Origin of the sequence: Stenotrophomonas ginsengisoli, from assembly GCF_001431485.1 — a bacterium.
Classification (GTDB): Bacteria; Pseudomonadota; Gammaproteobacteria; order Xanthomonadales; family Xanthomonadaceae; genus Stenotrophomonas; species Stenotrophomonas ginsengisoli.
This window is the reverse complement of the sequence record NZ_LDJM01000012.1, coordinates 1-16,604: the sequence shown is the minus strand read 5'-3', so window position 1 is coordinate 16,604 and position 16,604 is coordinate 1. Positions and strand designations below refer to the sequence as shown.

16 protein-coding genes, 8 tRNA genes and 1 pseudogene are annotated in these 16,604 nt (G+C 62.0%); 21 read left to right on the top strand and 4 right to left on the bottom strand.

What is annotated here, in order from left to right; genetic code table 11:
• Nucleotides 1–839: 839 nt before the first annotated feature.
• Nucleotides 840–1,514, bottom strand: a pseudogene (locus ABB30_RS04955) (site-specific integrase); the annotation flags it as partial.
• Nucleotides 1,515–2,401: 887 nt separating this feature from the next.
• Here ABB30_RS04955 and ABB30_RS16480 point away from each other — a divergent pair.
• The 11 genes from ABB30_RS16480 to ABB30_RS04910 all read left to right on the top strand — a co-directional run bounded on the left by ABB30_RS16480 (nt 2,402) and on the right by ABB30_RS04910 (nt 8,482).
• A complete protein-coding gene (locus tag ABB30_RS16480; RefSeq protein WP_161808837.1) occupies nt 2,402–2,575 on the top strand; it encodes a hypothetical protein in 174 nt (57 codons plus the stop codon).
• Between the two features lie 71 nt (nt 2,576–2,646).
• Nucleotides 2,647–3,126 (top strand): hypothetical protein, encoded by a 480-nt coding sequence (locus ABB30_RS04950; protein ID WP_211263450.1) that lies wholly within the window; start codon nt 2,647–2,649, stop codon nt 3,124–3,126.
• Nucleotides 3,123–3,446 carry a hypothetical protein gene (locus ABB30_RS04945; protein WP_057637204.1) on the top strand — a complete coding sequence of 108 codons (324 nt, stop codon included), beginning with the start codon at nt 3,123–3,125 and terminating at the stop codon, nt 3,444–3,446. The genes ABB30_RS04950 and ABB30_RS04945 overlap by 4 nt, the downstream gene beginning before the upstream one ends.
• A gap of 67 nt (nt 3,447–3,513) precedes the next feature.
• The gene (locus ABB30_RS04940; RefSeq protein ID WP_057637203.1) at nt 3,514–4,542 is read left to right on the top strand and encodes a replication initiation factor domain-containing protein; all 1,029 of its coding nucleotides are present in this window, start codon (nt 3,514–3,516) and stop codon (nt 4,540–4,542) included.
• 5 nt (nt 4,543–4,547) lie between these two features.
• Nucleotides 4,548–4,835, top strand: coding sequence for a single-stranded DNA-binding protein (locus ABB30_RS04935; RefSeq protein ID WP_057637202.1), 288 nt, complete (start codon nt 4,548–4,550; stop codon nt 4,833–4,835).
• A gap of 3 nt (nt 4,836–4,838) precedes the next feature.
• A complete protein-coding gene (locus tag ABB30_RS04930) occupies nt 4,839–5,090 on the top strand; it encodes a hypothetical protein (protein WP_057637201.1) in 252 nt (83 codons plus the stop codon).
• A gap of 21 nt (nt 5,091–5,111) precedes the next feature.
• Nucleotides 5,112–5,249: a hypothetical protein gene (locus ABB30_RS04925; protein WP_057637200.1), complete on the top strand. Its 138-nt coding sequence runs from the start codon at nt 5,112–5,114 to the stop codon at nt 5,247–5,249.
• 46 nt (nt 5,250–5,295) lie between these two features.
• Entirely contained in the window at nt 5,296–5,451 is a 156-nt protein-coding gene (locus tag ABB30_RS16475; protein ID WP_161808836.1) for a hypothetical protein, read from the top strand.
• A 556-nt stretch (nt 5,452–6,007) separates the two neighbouring features.
• The gene (locus ABB30_RS16470) at nt 6,008–6,817 is read left to right on the top strand and encodes a hypothetical protein (protein WP_057637199.1); all 810 of its coding nucleotides are present in this window, start codon (nt 6,008–6,010) and stop codon (nt 6,815–6,817) included.
• The gene (locus ABB30_RS04915; RefSeq protein WP_057637198.1) at nt 6,814–7,143 is read left to right on the top strand and encodes a hypothetical protein; all 330 of its coding nucleotides are present in this window, start codon (nt 6,814–6,816) and stop codon (nt 7,141–7,143) included. The genes ABB30_RS16470 and ABB30_RS04915 overlap by 4 nt, the downstream gene beginning before the upstream one ends.
• Nucleotide 7,144: 1 nt before the next feature.
• Complete coding sequence (locus ABB30_RS04910; protein WP_057637197.1) at nt 7,145–8,482, top strand: zonular occludens toxin domain-containing protein; 1,338 nt, start codon at nt 7,145–7,147, stop codon at nt 8,480–8,482.
• On the opposite strand, the gene ABB30_RS04905 is transcribed toward ABB30_RS04910, so the two are convergent.
• Both ABB30_RS04905 and ABB30_RS04900 read right to left on the bottom strand, forming a co-directional pair.
• Complete coding sequence (locus tag ABB30_RS04905; RefSeq protein ID WP_057637196.1) at nt 8,483–8,884, bottom strand: hypothetical protein; 402 nt, start codon at nt 8,882–8,884, stop codon at nt 8,483–8,485. It abuts the gene before it with no gap.
• Between the two features lie 238 nt (nt 8,885–9,122).
• A complete protein-coding gene (locus ABB30_RS04900) occupies nt 9,123–9,395 on the bottom strand; it encodes a DUF3653 domain-containing protein (RefSeq protein WP_057637195.1) in 273 nt (90 codons plus the stop codon).
• Between the two features lie 1,320 nt (nt 9,396–10,715).
• On the opposite strand from ABB30_RS04900, the gene ABB30_RS04895 reads away from it, so the two are divergent.
• Nucleotides 10,716–11,732 carry a site-specific integrase gene (locus ABB30_RS04895; RefSeq protein ID WP_245626424.1) on the top strand — a complete coding sequence of 339 codons (1,017 nt, stop codon included), beginning with the start codon at nt 10,716–10,718 and terminating at the stop codon, nt 11,730–11,732.
• Between the two features lie 8 nt (nt 11,733–11,740).
• Here ABB30_RS04895 and ABB30_RS04890 read toward each other — a convergent pair whose 3' ends face one another.
• Nucleotides 11,741–12,361: a DNA-binding protein gene (locus ABB30_RS04890; protein WP_057637193.1), complete on the bottom strand. Its 621-nt coding sequence runs from the start codon at nt 12,359–12,361 to the stop codon at nt 11,741–11,743.
• A gap of 231 nt (nt 12,362–12,592) precedes the next feature.
• Between ABB30_RS04890 and ABB30_RS04885 the strand changes: the two genes are divergently transcribed.
• From ABB30_RS04885 to ABB30_RS04845, 9 genes are all read left to right on the top strand, one after another.
• Nucleotides 12,593–15,433 (top strand): S8 family serine peptidase, encoded by a 2,841-nt coding sequence (locus tag ABB30_RS04885; protein ID WP_152980575.1) that lies wholly within the window; start codon nt 12,593–12,595, stop codon nt 15,431–15,433.
• Nucleotides 15,434–15,535: 102 nt separating this feature from the next.
• Nucleotides 15,536–15,611: transfer RNA gene (locus tag ABB30_RS04880), tRNA-Ala, on the top strand.
• Between the two features lie 52 nt (nt 15,612–15,663).
• Nucleotides 15,664–15,739, top strand: a tRNA-Glu gene (locus tag ABB30_RS04875).
• A 48-nt stretch (nt 15,740–15,787) separates the two neighbouring features.
• Nucleotides 15,788–15,863: transfer RNA gene (locus ABB30_RS04870), tRNA-Ala, on the top strand.
• A gap of 47 nt (nt 15,864–15,910) precedes the next feature.
• A tRNA-Glu gene (locus ABB30_RS04865) sits at nt 15,911–15,986 on the top strand.
• A gap of 48 nt (nt 15,987–16,034) precedes the next feature.
• Nucleotides 16,035–16,110, top strand: a tRNA-Ala gene (locus ABB30_RS04860).
• Nucleotides 16,111–16,158: 48 nt separating this feature from the next.
• Nucleotides 16,159–16,234: transfer RNA gene (locus ABB30_RS04855), tRNA-Glu, on the top strand.
• Nucleotides 16,235–16,282: 48 nt separating this feature from the next.
• A tRNA-Ala gene (locus ABB30_RS04850) sits at nt 16,283–16,358 on the top strand.
• A gap of 46 nt (nt 16,359–16,404) precedes the next feature.
• Nucleotides 16,405–16,480, top strand: a tRNA-Glu gene (locus tag ABB30_RS04845).
• The last annotated feature ends 124 nt before the right edge of the window (nt 16,481–16,604 follow it).

Here is a 16,604-nt window from a genome sequence, read left to right as displayed (position 1 = left end):
GCATCTTCCAGTGCGGGATCGTGCGGCGCGGCCAATGCTCGGCCGCAGCCCAATCCCCTCCCTAATGAATGAGGTTTTACATGTCCAGACTTGCCGCCACGTATGGGGCTTTACATGCTATTTCGTTGTTGTGCATCCCGCCGACGCTTCACGCCGAAGCGTTGAAAGAGGTGAAGCGGCCTTCGCTAGAAACGATAAAGAGCATCATCCTCGACGACACTCCGCAGGTACGCGTCGATATGATCGACCATGAACGCATAACTGCAAAGCGAATAGATATCGTAGGTGATGACGGCATCATCCGGATGACGCTTTCAGCCAAAACACCACCACCAATCATCGACGGCATTCAGTACAAGCGCGCCTTCGGTGTCGCCGGGATGATCCTGTACGACGCTGAGGGGAGTGAGCGCGGCGGCTTCGGCGTTGCAGATACGCCGGGCGGGACCACTGCTGTACTAGCTCTGGACCACCCGGCGATGGATGCAGCGGGCTGGCGCGTTTCGCCGGATGGCTCGGTGATGTTCGTCATCAATCAAGCTCCCGCACTGATCCGCGAGCCGGGTATTGGCAATCGACTCATACCTGGCGTAAACACTCCCACGCGCATCAAGCTGAGTGTCGGCTCCGATGGCACGCCGGCAATCGCCCTTGCAGATGGCGACAACCAGCCCAGAGTACGGATCACTGTGACGGAGGAGGGACACGGCGCCATCGAATTCCTGGACGCCACCGGAAAGGTTATCCATGTATTGGCACCGGAACGTGATTTGAAGCGATAAATGTTTGTCGGTTGGCTTGGTGTGGAATCGACGCCCCCCCACCTTCAGTAGCAGGGCTGTTCGGTGTTCGGTCAGCTGCATGATCGCCGGCAACGCCACCCCCTGGCGGCTGGCCTCGGTCACGAACCCCGACCGCAGGCTGTGCCCACCAAAATCCCCCTCCAGCCCGGCCAGGCGTGCCCGTCGCTGTACGATCTCGCCCACTGCGGCCGGGGACAGGGCAGGGCCGACGCGCTGTTTCCACAACCGCCGGAAAATCGCCCCCTCGGTGATGCCGGCCCCCTCCAGCCAGTCCTGCAGGGCGAGGGCGGCCCGATCCAGCACCGGCTTGTCCGGGGTCGAGCAGGCCGTAACCCCGGCCTGCTGGGTCTTGCTGTGCTCCAGCCGGTAGATATAGTCCGCCTCGCCGATCCGGCGCAGGTCGCGCAGATCGGCCGCGGCGATCTCGCTGCGCCGGCGCCCACCGCTGGCAAATCCGAAGCAGAGCAGGGCGCGGTCCCGGATCCCTTCCAGACTGTCATCGCAGGTGGCCAGCATCGCCTCCAGCTCGGGCAGGGTGATGGCGGTCTTCTTGCGCGGGCGCTCACCGCGCTTGACCGCGGCCCGCGGCGCGCGACTGAGCACGGTCCGAATAGCGGGCTGCTCACAGGGATTGGCCACCTGCTTAAGTCGGTGCGCGGTGGACAGCACGGCAACGCGATGGCGCACGGTAGCCAAGGTCCACGGACCGAACCGGCAACGATTTGCAGTCGTTGCTTGGGCAAGCCGGGCCGTCAATCTCGTGGTTCATCACGGTGTTCAAGATCGATGCTGCAATGGCAGTCGTAGGCGTGGGCAGCGCGTTCTACATCATTCGTCGCGTCGGCACTTTAGGGATTTGGTGATATGTGGGTACTCAATGAGGGCGTGCCTCGTTCGGGCAAGTCATACGACTGCGTTGTCCATGCATCCCCCTGCATGCTGTCGTCAGCCGCATGATAGCCAGCCGGGCAGTGGGGGTGTAGGGGCACAGCCCCTACGGATACGCTCCACGCATCGTTGTCATATCCGTCAGCCGGAACGGCCGAACAGTCGAGGACGACCTTGACCTTCTAGCCGCCGAAAGCTGCGCGAGGCTGCACCCTTGGCGAATGACATAATATACATTTCCCCCTGCGGCTCGAATCCATAAGCCTTTGATTCTTGGGGAAATCCAGACAGGCCCACAGCGCATAATGCCGCGCAGGCCATAGCTGCCAACTTGCGCCAGACGGCCTTTTCTTCCCTGCTGATCGCCCTGGCTTCGCCGACTATCCCAAGCACTTTCGCAAGAGGGATACCGCTCAATCCGGCTATGGTTGCGCACACAACAGGGTCTGGCGATCTGCTGCCATGCCTGTAGCCGGATAGCGCTTGCTTGCTCACTCCAAGCCGTCCTGCCAGCTCCACTTCTGTACGCACCCCGCATACTTCCTTGCACTTGTCAAGGAGAAAATTAACGTCCATTGAGTACGCACCCTGTTGACTATCAGTACTCACCCAGCGTACAACGTCACCCGTACGCAGGCTGCGTACACCCACCCCCGGCCTCATCCCCGGTCGGTGCGGTGGGGTCAGGGTAGGGGGTGGAGAACACGAACATGGCAATGGGGATGTTGCTGCTGTCGCTGTCCTGCGGGCTGGTCGCCCTGGGCATTGCCCGAATCGTCCGAATTCTTTCTGAGCGTCGAGCCGACCGGCTCCGCTCCGACCTCCGCGCAATTCAGATGGTCACTGCTGCACGCATGCGCTACCGCATCGGGGGTGTCCAGTGATGCGCGTCCTCGTTGCTTGTGAGTACTCCGGGCGTGTGCGTGATGCCTTCCGTGCCCTTGGACATGACGCCATGTCCTGCGATCTCCTTCCCACTGAGGTTGCAGGCCCGCATTACCAGGGCGACGTATTCGATGTGATCGGTGACGGTTGGGACCTGCTCATTGCACATCCGCCGTGCACCCATCTGGCTGTTTCCGGTGCCCGCTGGTTCAAGGAAAAGCAGCAGGAACAGGCCGATGCCCTGGACTTCGTGCGCCGTCTTCTTGATGCGCCCATTCCTCGGATCGCGCTTGAAAACCCTGTTTCTGTCATTTCCAGCCGCATCGCAAAGCCTTCGCAGGTCATCCAGCCCTGGCAGTTCGGCCACGGCGAAACCAAGGCAACTTGCCTCTGGTTGAAAGGCCTGCCGCTGCTCACCCCGACCGATGTTGTCTCAGGTCGTGAGAATCGGGTGCATCGTATGCCTCCCGGCCCGAACCGCTGGAAAGAGCGTAGCCGCACCTTCCAGGGGATTGCGTCTGCCATGGCTGATCAGTGGGGGCGTGTATGACCCGCAACCCCAAGCTGTTCGTCAGCCGGGACCAAGTACTGGCCCGCTTCACTCAGCCGGTGGAAACCGTGCCGGGCTTCTCGCTGGATGCCCAGGTCGCGGCATCCCTACAGCCGTTCCCGGCTGTTTCCTACGAAATTGAGCAGCGCATCGGTGATGGCGCTTGGGAGCGTAAGTGCCGTTACGGCGACGATTCCGAGCGTGCCGTGGGCCGCGTGCGCTACTGGAATTGGCTGCTGCGTGGGCGTCGTACGTACCGCGTGATCTGCGTCTGTGGTGCGTCCCGCTCTGTGTATTTCGGCGGGGGTGCACATGTCTGAGGTGGCCGGCGCTGTGGGACTCCCCTCGTCTAACAGGGGAGTCAGTGAAACTGAACGAGTGGGAACGGTGATCGACTGGGTGGCTGCCGCCTTCGATTTGACCGCTGCCCTTGACGCTCGAGGTGTCCTGGACAACGAGCGGGAAATCCTTGACGACCTCAACGGCACCGGCAACTGCGCTGCCATGGTTGCCGAGGCTCTGGCCGGCCTGCTGTTCCCGGGCCTGTATGAGCTTGGCGACGTGTCGCGTGGCCGCTTCTACAACTGGCGCGTATCGCTTCGCGCTGCCGGTGAGCATGTCGGCCTGTTGGAGTTCGGTGGCCTCAACACCGTGCGCCAGGACGGCACCTACACCGCCCGCGTTGAGCTGACCGGCGACGGTTGCCGCATCTACGAGACTGCGAGCAGTGGCGATGACCATGCGGAGCGGTGGTCGTCGCTCGCTTCACTGCTCGGTGCACTGGATGCACGTCTGACCCGCGTGGATATCGCTGCCGATGATTTCGCTGGCAGTCACCCGGTGCAGTGGGCCATTGACCGCTACAACGATGGCGACTTTGACCGCCGTGGCCAGCGGCCCAAGGCCCGCCTGATTGATGACATGGGCAACAAGACCGGCAAGACCTTCTACGTGGGCAGCCGCAAGAGCGAAAAGCAGTTGCGCGTCTACGAAAAGGGCAGGGAACAGGGCAAGCCTGATAGCGAGTGGGTGCGCTATGAGGGGCAGTTCTCGGCAAGCAATCGCTGCGAGCTGTCGTTGCTCATGCTGACCGACCCGGCCCCGTATCTGGTCGGTGCATACCCGGTGCTGGATTTCGTTGGCGGGGTAGGTGAGCGCCTGCGCATCGCCACGGAAAAGCTGCTCGCCAACGCTGAGCGCGCCGTGCGCCATTTCCGCCGCCAGTACGGGCCAATGATCAACGCAATGCTGCACGCCGCTGGCGGTGATGAGGCGACGTTGTCCCGCCTTGTCCTGGGCACGGCCCGCAACAAGCTGCCCCCGTGGTGCTCGCGTCCTGAGGATGCGGCCCAACTGCTGTCAGTGATCCTTTTCGCCCCGACTGGGCATATCGAAGCGCAGAAAGCGCAGGAGTAAAGACCATGAGCCTGACCATCGAAGTTCGCGAGTCGAACATCAGCACCAAGCGTGGCACCAGCCGCAAGACCGGTCGCGAATACGCGATCCATGAGCAGGGTGCCTTCGTTTCCCTGCCGACCGGTGAAACTCGCCGCGTGACGTTGCAGCACGAAGAAGGTGACCAGGCACTGCCCGTCGGCAAGTACGAGCCGCTGCCGTCTGCCTACTGGGTCGGCGATTTCGGTGCCCTGTCGATCAGCACCCGTGCCAAGCACTGGGCGCTTGCGAAGCCGGCACCGGCCAAGGCCTGACCCATGGGCCTGTGCGTGCACCTTGACCAGTCCGGCGTGCTGATCCCCACCGGTCAGCCTGTCGGCGAGTGCAGCGGCTTCGTCCTGCTGTCGGCCAGTGAGCACGCTGTCTACGGCCTCATCAATCAAGCATTCGCGATGCCCACGCCAGCGCAAGCGGCGAGCTGGTTTGTCGGTTCTGCCGGCGTGGTCATCGGTTGGTTTGTCCTGGCACGGATCACCGGCACCGTGTCTGGATTCTTCTCTGGCCGGTAACTCAATGAAAGGAGCTTCAAAATGGATTTCTCGGGCATTCTGGATGGTCTGTCGACCACCACCGCTGTGACCGCCGTCGTTGGTGCCGGCGCCCTGATCGCTGCTGTCGGCTTCGCCTCCTGGGCAGCCAAGAAGGTGGCCGGCTTCTTCGGTCGCTAATCACCTTGGGGGGGCTTCGGCTCCCCCTCGGCTTTTGTGAGGGCGTATGGATTTCCAGCAGATCATTTCCAGCATTGAACCGGCGTTTGCCGGCTTGGCGATCCTCGCAGCGGCTGCGCTGTGGGCACAGATTGAGTTCGCTTGCTGGGCTGCTCCCAAGGTCGCCCGGTTCTTCGTTGCTCGCTACAGGAGGGGGCGCTGATGATCATGTGCTTGTTCTGCGGTCTGCTCGGCATTGCCTGCGGCCATGCCGTCGCGATGGGGTTCACGCTGTGAACCTCCCGCGTATCTTCGCCAGTGCTTTCGCCCGTCGTCTGGCCGTTGTCCTGGTCGCGCTGGTTCTAGGCTGGCTTGGCATCGGCACTGCTCGTGCAACCAATGTCTGCCCCCCCGGTGGTTCTTGCGATGCAGGCACCGCATATGCAGATTGCATGTCAGGCCTGCAACAGTATTTCAATACTGCCCTAACTCCTTCTGAAAAGGCGAACGTCACCGGCCTCGTTTGCGAGTACACCACCGGATATTCTGGTGCCACTGGATATGCGTGGTATTGGGGTAAAGCCATCATTCCATCCTCATACTACGATTCTGGCGTCAGGTCATACTTTCTTGCCACTAAGACTTGTTCGCTACGACCGCCTACATCTGGCGGCTTTGCCCGCGTAGCGGCTGATGCTGAACCAGCATCCTGTGACAATGGCTGTGCGGTTCGTCCAGGAACACAAGCATCTTTAGGTGTCCAGCTCGGCAATGGACCCATGTTCTACAACATGGACGGCTGGTTGCCCACCGGCGACGTTTGCACTCCTGAGCCGCAGGACAACGGCGGCGGTAACGACGGTCAACCCTGTGTCCAGCAAGGCAATCTGACCCAGTGCCTCAAGCCTGATGGCCGCACCTGCGCCCAGGCATCAAACGGCAAAGAGTTCTGCTGGGCAATTGATGAGCATGGCATCAAGGCCAGCGGCAACGAGGCCACGACGAAGGCCCCGGAAAACGTTGCCCCGAAGCCGCCTTCATTGCCCCCGGCCAATGGTGGCGATTGGGTGCAAAGGGCTGTCTCACAGATCACAGCAGCTATCGCGGGTATCCCGACTACCTCCACGGTCACCAATTACACGTCTAGCTTCGGCACGTCAGGGCAGGGCGCATCGGGTGGCGGTGCCAGTGGCGAGGGTAAGGGCGGCTCTGGCTCCGGGTCTGGCCTCGGTGGCGGCTCCGGCTCGGGTTCTGGTTCCGGCGATGGTGATGGAGACGACGATGGTCCCGGTTCACCGGGGGGCCAGGTCGGTGACCTCTACACCTCCGATGGCAAGACTGTCTCTGACATCTTCAGCACGTTCCGTCAAAGGGTAGGGGATAGCCCGCTCATCGATGCGATCACCAGTTTCTTTAGCGCCGATGGCGGCGGCTCTTGCCCGGTGTTCACCATCAGCGCAAGCACGTACTGGGAGGCCATGAGCTTTGATGGCCATTGCTCCGGCGATTTCCTCGCCGCGCTTCAATCCATCGGCTGGGTGCTTATGGCCGCTGCCGCGCTGCTTGCAGCGTACTGGGCGTTGTCATGATCGCGCCGCGTGCAGGGTGGTTGGATGATCTCACCAACTGGATCAGGGGCCTGATCGAGAAGCTGTGGGAGGCTATCGAAGCCTTCTTCACTGATCTGATAGTTGCCGCACTGGAAAAGATGCTGGAACTGGTTGCCCTGGCATTTGAGTCCCTGCCGGTGCCCAGCTTCATGACTCAGCACAGCATCGGTTCGCTGCTCGGCAATGCCGGCCCGACCGTTGGCTGGTACGTCGAAACCTTCAAGATCAGCGAATGCCTGGCACTGATCGCCGCAGGCGCGGTGTTCAAGGTGACCCGCAAGATCGTCACGTTCGGGAAGTGGTGACATGCTCGTTTTCAACGAAGGCGTGCCGCGTGCAGGCAAGAGCTATGACGCTGTAAAGGCCCACATCCTGCCGGCCTTGCAGAAGCGGCGCAGGGTCTTTGCCCGTCTCAACGGGTTGGACGTCGAAGCCATCGCGAAGTACCTCAAAATGCCCGTGCAGGAAGTGGGCGACTTGCTGGAGCTGATCGATACCAAGGACGTTAGGGAGCGTTTCACCTGCTACCAGGACGAAACCGGCAAGTGGTGCATCCCGGACGAGTTCAAGGATTCGCTGGTTGTCATTGACGAAGTGCACGAGTTCTATGTAAATCAGCGGCAGCCGCTGCACGAAAGCGTTGAGAACTTCTGGGCACTGCTGGGCCAGAATGGCGGCGATGCCGTCATCATGACCCAGTGGATCAACCGCGTGCATCAGGCCATCAGGGCGCGCATTGAGCGCAAGAACACGTTCCAGAAGCTGACCGCTGTGGGCATGAAGGGGCGCTATCTGGTGACCTATCACCACGCAACCAGCCCCGGCAAGTATGAGGTGGTCGGCAGCAAGCGGGAAAAGTACGACAAGGCCATCTATCCGCTTTATCACGGCTACGCGCCGGGATCAGAAAACACTGAGGTCTACGACGAGGGTGGCACCAATGTCTGGTTGGCCATGGCCCCGCGTGCCATCGCCGCTGTCGTTGCGGCCGCTATCGGTGCCTGGGCATTTCTCGGCTTCTTCTTCGGGTCATCCGAAGATGAAGCGCCGGTCGAGCAATCTGTCCTGGCATCAGAAGGCGTGCATAGCTTCGATCTGGACGGGAACTACGTCCAGACCGAAACCGCTGCCGGCGTCGTCAATGTGGCGCAGGCGGTAACGGCTCCCGAGCCGCCTGATCCGTTCAAGGGCCTGACGCCTGAGCAGCGATATGTTGCCGAGCTGGCAGACCGGGGCAGGGTGCGCCTTGCTGCCCGTGCCGAGGTGGCGGGCAGGGTGCGCGGCTGGGTCGAATGGGTGGATGATTCTGGCAATACGCTCGAATCCTTGGACGTTGAGGCTGTGACCGAGCTGGGCTATTCGGTGTCCTGGACAAAGTTCGGCGTCAAGTTGGAGGCCGGCGACCACGTGATCATTGCCACGGCTTGGCCGCGGATAAGCAACGTCCGCGACACTGAGCACAGGCTCTACAGGTTGGACGGCAACGGCGGCGGCGCTGGGATTGCGAGCGTAGCGAGTGACCCCGGCGCTGCTGCCGGTGCGGGAGTGACCGTTGGCTATGCGCCAGGGCAGAGGGCAGATGTGTTCCCGCGCTCGCCGGGCTATGCGTCAGAAAGTTGGACAGGCCCAACATCCACGCTTTGATCAGTTCGAGCACCGAATGTTCGGGATGTTTTCCCATCCGCCGGGTATCCGCCTAAATGCTGTCCCTTGGATGCACTTGATGTTGCCGGCCTCTTCTTCCTTAACGACTTCATCCAACCGGTCCCTGATGTAACGCTCCTCGGCTTGTCGCCTTTGTTCCTGTAAACCCGCAAGCCTCACCCTGCGTTCTTCATCTGCGGCTGGATCGGTTGGTGGGGCCTTGGGTTGGGCCTTATCGAACCGTTCCCGCCAAGCAGCTTGTGTCTCCATGTGCTGCTTCAGTCCAAGCGCTGCAAGCACAGCAACGGCTATGCCAACCAGCAGTAGCAATGGGAATCCCGATCGCTTTTTCCCGATCGGTTCCAGGTATTCCGGCCGTACGCGCTCAACTTCCTTGTCCATGCATCCCCCTGCATGTTGTCGTCAGCCGCATGATAGCCAGCCGGGCAGTGGGGGTGTAGGGGCACAGCCCCTACGAATACGCTCCACGCATCACCCGCGCATTGGAACCATCGGCCCCCTGGGCAACTGGCCCAAACGCACTGTCAACGGCCCAAACCATCTGCCACCCTCGAAAACCAAGCAAGGGGCCTTCCGGCCCCTTGTTGTTTCCATACCAAATGGATCCAAAACGGTATGGTCAGCCGGAACGGCCGAACCGTTGCTCGTGCCAGTCGGCCAGGTCAACGATGACGACCTTGACCTTCTGGCCGCCGTAAGCTGCGCGTTTCGTGCCGGTGGTGTCGGCTTTCTGCCTGGACGCGAACCCGGCGCGCCGTAGCTCTTGTGAGTCTCGCCACATGAGACCGAGCAGCCGCTGCGCTGTGATCTTGTCGCCGTCTGGCGATATGAGGTACCGGCCCGAAGCGCTCCAGCGCCAGCCGGCCCAGTCGTGGTTGCCCATGTTGTCCATCACGTTGCCAGTCTCATCTTGAGGGGGCCGGCAATCATGCTGCCCAGGACGACCTTGATGAGGTACCAGTAGTAGCGCCAGCGCGAGGCTGCACCCTTGGCGAATGACATAATATACATTATGCGAAGTTATCTATTCGGGCTCGAAGCTGCGTCCAAGCTGGCGCTGTGGATGATTCCAATGGCACCGAATCCGGCGATCGGATGGGCTTGCTCCTGTTCCTCACCGCGGCTTGGCAGATGGTCAATCAGCAACTGGATTGCTGCAGCTTGACCCTCTGTGTCATCCGCTTCGGATTGTAGAGCTGAAGCTGCCGCCTTCAGCGGTGATAGCGCGCATGGCGCCATCGGAAGTTCGCCAGGCTCTGGCAAAGTCTGCACGCCAGGTATCCAGTTGTACCTGAATCACTGCTGCCAGCTTGCCTGGGATTCAAGCGGCGGCATCATGCCCTTGGACCTTGGACCTTGGACCTTGGACCTTGGACCTTGGACCTTGGACCTTGGACCTTGAACCTTGCGTCACAGGGAGACGTCCTGGGCATCGCCGATCCAAATGGCTATGCGGCAGCCTGGGCTTGCTCTGGAAAATTTGAAATCTGCGTGTATGGCAGGGTCTTGGCCCTGCAGAATCCACCAGAATCCAACGGGCCAATCGTGTCGATTGTTGCCGTGTGCCCCTGGCCAACCGGGTGGATGTGGGCGGGATCCGGGCAACCTGGAGAACAGGTCCTGCTGGCGGCGCAAGCATCTGGACGCAGCTGTGGAAGAGTTTTCCGGGTGATGCAGTCGCACGGTGAATCGGTGCTGGCGATGACGCCACGGTGTGTGCTCTGCGGGCCGAGGGTTGCAGGCCCTCGGTTGATCTGGATGTGTAGTCAATGATCGATTAAAAGCCTATGTAAAACATTTATTTGCATGGCTTTTCTTATGTTTTTAGTGAAAAAATTGGATGTGCTGCCAAAGGCTTGGCGCATCATTCGCTACTCGTCATGACCACTGGCGGTGATGTGGCGGCATGCAATCAGCTCCACGGACCTGGTTGTAGCGGTAACGTGGGATCTGCGGTGGTTCAATGGGATCGAGATACTACGGGCAAGCAAGGCCACCGCGACCGGTTGAGCCACCTCGATCAGTGCTCAGGACGAGCAAATTCCAGTGCACGGCGGGTCCTGTTTTTCCTGTCATATAGGTGTGATAAGTGGTCGTTATCAACTATAATTAGTACATGAGAAATGACCTAGAACCTACTGAATTCAATGACAATTTGAACTCATTGGCAACGCAGGATCTTGATTTCCTCGACGCAGGTGCTGAACGCGCCGTGGCCCAGTTCCTGGAGCAAGGTACGCCGCCGAACACCATGCGCAGCTATGCCGCTGCCTTCAGCTATCTGCAGGCCTGGTATGCACTGCGCTTTGGCGCCGACATCAGTGCACAAGCCATGCCGGTGGCTGCGGCAATCCAGTTCGTGATTGATCATCTGCCACGCCGCGATGAGGAGCGGGAGCTTGCCCTGGAGTTGCCCCACTCCATCGATCGTCGTCTGGTGGCCTTGGGGGTGAAGCGGGAGCACGGTGCGCTGAAGACCAACACGGTCATCCATCGGCTGTCCGTATTGGGCAAGTACCACCGCCTGCGCGGCTGGGACAGCCCTACCGACGATGCCCGTTACCGCACGGTGTTGCGCAGCGCACGCAACACCCAGGTACACGAAGGCGAACGCGTCACCAAGAAAACCGCGGCCACTGCCGATCCCCTGCAGGCCATGCTGGCCACCTGTGATGACGGCCTGCGCGGTCTGCGTGACCGCGCCCTGTTGCTGGTTGGCTGGAGCAGTGGCGGCCGTCGCCGGGCCGAACTGGCCGGCATCTGCTGCGAAGATCTGATCCGGCAGCCCAATGGTGATTACGCCTTGAGCCTGGGCCTGGGCAAGACCGAGCGCGATGGCCAGGTCCGCCACAAGCCCATTCGGGGTCAGGCTGCCCTCGCCCTCCAGGCCTGGTTGCAGGCCAGCGCCATCGCTACCGGGCCAGTCTTCGTGCGTCTGCAGCGCGGCGGCAAGCCGGGCAAAAACGGCCTGAGCGGCAACCATGTCGCCCTGATCGTGAAGCGTCGTGCTGCCTTGGCTGGCCTGCCCGGCGACTGGGCGGCGCACAGCCTGCGCTCGGGCTTCATCACCGAGGCCGGCCGCCAGAACATGGCCATTCCCGATGTGATGGCCATGACCGACCACCGCTCGGTCAACACCTTGATGGGCTATTACCAGGCCGGTGAGCTGCTCAGATCGCAGGTCAGTACCCTGCTCGACTCGGCCTCGGGCGACACAGGCGAAGACTGAGACAGCTATCAGATCTGCGGCAGGCGCGCTTCCAGTTGGGCCAGGCGTTCGGCGATGGCCGAGAACTGTTCGGCCTGCAGTTGCAGGATCACCAGCTGCGCCTTGGCTTCGCCCAGAGCCTGGCGCAGCGTGGCTGCATCGGCCAGGGCGCGATCGCGCTCGGCCAGGGCCGTATCGCGGTCGCTGTAGCAGCGCTGCACGTGCGCCTGGGCACCCTGTTCCTGCTGCTGGAAGGCGGCGATGCGTTCGGCCAGCGCTTGCTGCTGCTTGGCAAGCTCGTCATTGGCCGCTTCGATGCTGCGCTGATGGGCCGCTTCGCGTGAGCTGGCGGCGCGCTGGATTTCCTCCAGTGCCGCAGCGGTCAGTGCTGCGATGGAGCCGCCGTCAGTGCTGGCCGATACGCCCTGACGCTGCGCCGGGGCGCTGGCGTCTGCATCGGCAGCGCGTTGGGCCAGGTCAGCGCCATAGCAGGCAAACCAGCTGCCGATGAAGTTGGAAATGACCGGCGGTGAGCCGCGCTGCCCCAGTTCGGCACGCACATTGATATGTGTCGGCGCCTCGCCACGGGCGATGACGGCCTCGATGGCCTTGAATGCATCAGCGCGGTCAATGCGGGTGACGCGTGGCATGGCAGTTCCTGCGAATTATGAATCGTGAAGGTTAACGTAACCCAGCGGGCAGTGAATATGTGCGCATTTGTCGAATTACGTAATGCAAATACGATACACGCATGTGAACGCCTTGTCATGACGCTCCGTCGGTGTTCCCCGGTATCTGGCCACTGGACGGCGCCGATGTTTTGACACACGCGATGGCACGCAACTTGCCCGGTAGGAGCGTCCCGCCTGTGGAGTGCCCCCGTGAAGACCGCCTCGTCGCCCCGCCCCGTCGCATCCGTCAACGTCAATCACCGCCCGCTCAGCCTTGCTGTCGCTGCCATGATGGTCAGCGCGTTGACTGGCTGTGGCGGCGGTGGCGCCAAGGAAGCCCCCGTCAGCGGCGCCATCGTCGGCAATGGTTCCGGTGGCAGCCCGGCACCCGCTCCGGCACCTGCTCCGGCACCTGCTCCGGCTCCGGCTCCGGCACCTGCTCCAGCTCCTGCCCCTGCTCCCGCACCACCCAGCGCAGGAACCTGCTCTTACCTGCACAGCAGCAACCCGGACAATCTGCCCAGCTGCAATTACAGCGGCGCGGCCGACAACCTGCGCATCCCTACCGGGGTGGGGGCCGCACAGGCTGCCGGTTTCACCGGCGCAGGCGTGCAGGTGGCCATCCTGGATACGGCCAGCGCGGCTGATTACGCGCCTTTGGCCGGGCGCATCAGCACCTATCAGGACTTCACCGCCAAACCCGCCGACACCAGCGCTGCCAGCAAGAGCGGGCATGGCGCCCTGATGGCAGCGCTGATTGGCGGCCAGTCCACCAGCCAGTTCAATGGTGGCGCTGCGCCGGACGCGCAGCTGCACCTGGGGCGGGTATGCGCCGAGGATGCCTGCAGCAGTGATGCCATCACCAAAGGCGTGGCGCACTACATCGCCTCCAATGTGCGCCTGTTCAACCTTTCCCTGGGTACCGCCGGCTCGATGACCAGCGCACAGGCTTACAGCGCCATGGCCGAGTACATCGTGTCCGGCGACGCCCTGTTGGTGGCCGCCACCGGCAATGCCGGGCGCGCACAACCGGACAACCCGGCGGCCCTGCCCGCCTACCTGCCGCAATACCGCAACAACTGGCTGGCCGTGGCCAATGTGCGGATCAACAGCACGGGCCAGGCCGCCGGCCTGCACGCGCTGTCCAATGCCTGCGGCGATGCCGCCAACTTCTGCCTGGTTGCGCCGGGTTCGCACCAGGTCCAGCCGGTGCCCGGCACGGCCTTTGCCGACAGCCAGTATGTGGATGGAACCTCTGCCTCGACTGCGGTGGTGACCGGCGCGGCTGCCCAGGTATGGCAGGCGTTCCCATGGATGAGTGCCAGCAACCTGCAGCAGACCCTGCTCACCACCGCCACCGATCTGGGCGATCCCGGGGTGGATGCCACCTACGGCTGGGGCATGCTCAATACCGGCAAGGCCGTGCAGGGCCCGGCCCAATTCACCCAGGACTTCGTGGCCGAGCTGCGTGATGGCCAGACCGGGGTATTTGCCAATGCCATCTCGGGCACAGGCGGGCTGGTCAAGCGTGGCAATGGCCAGCTCAGCCTGCTGGCCGACAACACCTATCAAGGCCTGACACGGGTGGAGGGCGGCAGCCTGGTGCTGGGTGGCGACCTGGCCGGCAGCCTGCTGCTGGCCAAACAGGGCCAGTTGCTGGCTGCCGGTGGGCAGATCGGCGGCAATTTCACTGCCGAATCCACCGCCACCACCAGCATCAGCCTGGGCAACCCGTTGACCGTTGCCGGGCAAGCCCAGCTGGCCGGCAAGCTGCACCTGCGCCCGGAAGCAGCGACTTACTCGGTGGGCAGCAATGAAACCCTGCTCCAGGCCGGCAGCATTGCCGGCACCTTTGACAGTGTGAGTTACGCCAATGACCTGTTCTGGGAGGCAAGCCTGAACTACGAAGCGCAGCGCGTGGTGGCCCAGATGCAGCGCACCAGCGCCACGGTCAGCAGCTTGTCGCTGGCCGCACCGGCGGCGGTGGTCAATGGTGCCGGCATGGCCGACACCCTGATCGACGGCCTGGAGCGCAACAACCTCCCGCCGACGGGAAACAGCCCGGGGGCGGCCGTGGTATCGGCCACCAGCAGCCTGATGCTGGCCGACAACCAACTGGCAGCGACCTCGCTGGCCACTCTGTCAGCACCCTTGCTGGGCATGGAGCATCGCGTCAGCCTTGATCAGGACCTGTACCAGCTTGGCCTGCTGGCTGACCGCAACGCGGTCGACGGCCTGGACCAGCCCGCGCTGTGGATGGACGGGGTTTACCAGGCCGGCGATCTGAACCAGCCCGGCTATGGCACTGGCCACTGGCATCTGGATGGCTTCAAGGCTGGCATCCGGGCACCGATCGGCGATACATCGCACTCCTGGGGCCTGGGCCTGTCCATGCTGGAAATGGACATGCGTGCACCAGGCAGTGACCGCAGCCAGGCCAAATACGGCCGGGCCAACCTCTGGTGGCAGGGCCGCTGGCCGCAATGGCAACTCAGTGCAGTTGCCGGGCTGGGCCGCAACCGGGTGGACAACGCTCGCCAGATCATCGCCGGTGACAATCAGGAAGACCTGCACAGCCGGCGTCGCGATCGCAGCAGCCAGTTACGCGTCGATGCTCGCTGGACTGCGCATGCCTGGCTGCATCCCTATCTGGCCGCAGGCCTGGTGCAGCACCGCCAGGGCGCTTTTGACGAGCGTTCCGGGCTGGGTCTTGGCCTGCGTGCGGATGCGCAGCGCCGCGACCTGCCATTTGCCGAAACCGGCCTGCGTGCCAGCCGGGATGCCGGTCGCTGGCAGTGGAGCGGCACCCTGGCCTACCAGCGCCTGCTGGGTGGACGCGACCTGGGTTATCACGCCGCTTTTGATGGTGCCGATGCCATTGCCGTGGATGTGGCCGGGCTGGGCATGGCCGCAGAGCGTTGGCGCCTGCACCTGCAGGGACGCTGGCAGGTCAACGAGCACCTGCATGTGCAGGCCGGTGCACATGGCCAGTGGTTGTCCGGAAACCAGTACAATCACGGCCTGGATCTGGGGCTTGAGTGGCGGTTTTGACCCGGATCCTGGCCGACTTCAAGCTTTGTGAAATTTTTTGTGAAAAAAAGCTTGTGCAAGGTGAAATCTCTGGCTATTATTTCCTTCTCGGCAGCGATGCACGGGGCCATAGCTCAGCTGGGAGAGCGCCTGCATGGCATGCAGGAGGTCAGCGGTTCGATCCCGCTTGGCTCCACCACTTTTCAGACACTAGGCCTGTCTGTTAGGTAAAGAGAACAGTTTCATTAGACGTCCCCATCGTCTAGAGGCCTAGGACATTACCCTTTCACGGTAACGACCGGGGTTCGAATCCCCGTGGGGACGCCACTTCTCTTGTACTTGTACAAGAGCGCTTGGCAACAAGCACCCTTTCGTGGGGCCATAGCTCAGCTGGGAGAGCGCCTGCATGGCATGCAGGAGGTCAGCGGTTCGATCCCGCTTGGCTCCACCACTTTTCGGACACTAGGCCTGTCTGATCAGTTGGAACGTTTTTTAGACGTCCCCATCGTCTAGAGGCCTAGGACATTACCCTTTCACGGTAACGACCGGGGTTCGAATCCCCGTGGGGACGCCACTTCTCTTGTACTTGTACAAGAGCGCTTGGCAACAAGCAGCCTTTCGTGGGGCCATAGCTCAGCTGGGAGAGCGCCTGCATGGCATGCAGGAGGTCAGCGGTTCGATCCCGCTTGGCTCCACCACTTTTCGGACACTAGGCCTGTCTGATCAGTTGGAACGTTTTCTTAGACGTCCCCATCGTCTAGAGGCCTAGGACATTACCCTTTCACGGTAACGACCGGGGTTCGAATCCCCGTGGGGACGCCACTTCTCTTGTACTCGTACAAGAGCGCTTGGCAACAAGCACCCTTTCGTGGGGCCATAGCTCAGCTGGGAGAGCGCCTGCATGGCATGCAGGAGGTCAGCGGTTCGATCCCGCTTGGCTCCACCACTTTTCAGACACTAGGCCTGTCTGATCAGGATTGAAGTTTCAAGACGTCCCCATCGTCTAGAGGCCTAGGACATTACCCTTTCACGGTAACGACCGGGGTTCGAATCCCCGTGGGGACGCCATTGTTCCGCTTGGCAAGCCAAGGCAGGCTGTAGACATCCTGGACAGGATCTTCTCAAGCTTGAATGCCGCGGTATACTGAGCAGCACTTCAGCCGAAGTGGCGGAATCGGTAGACGCAGCGGAC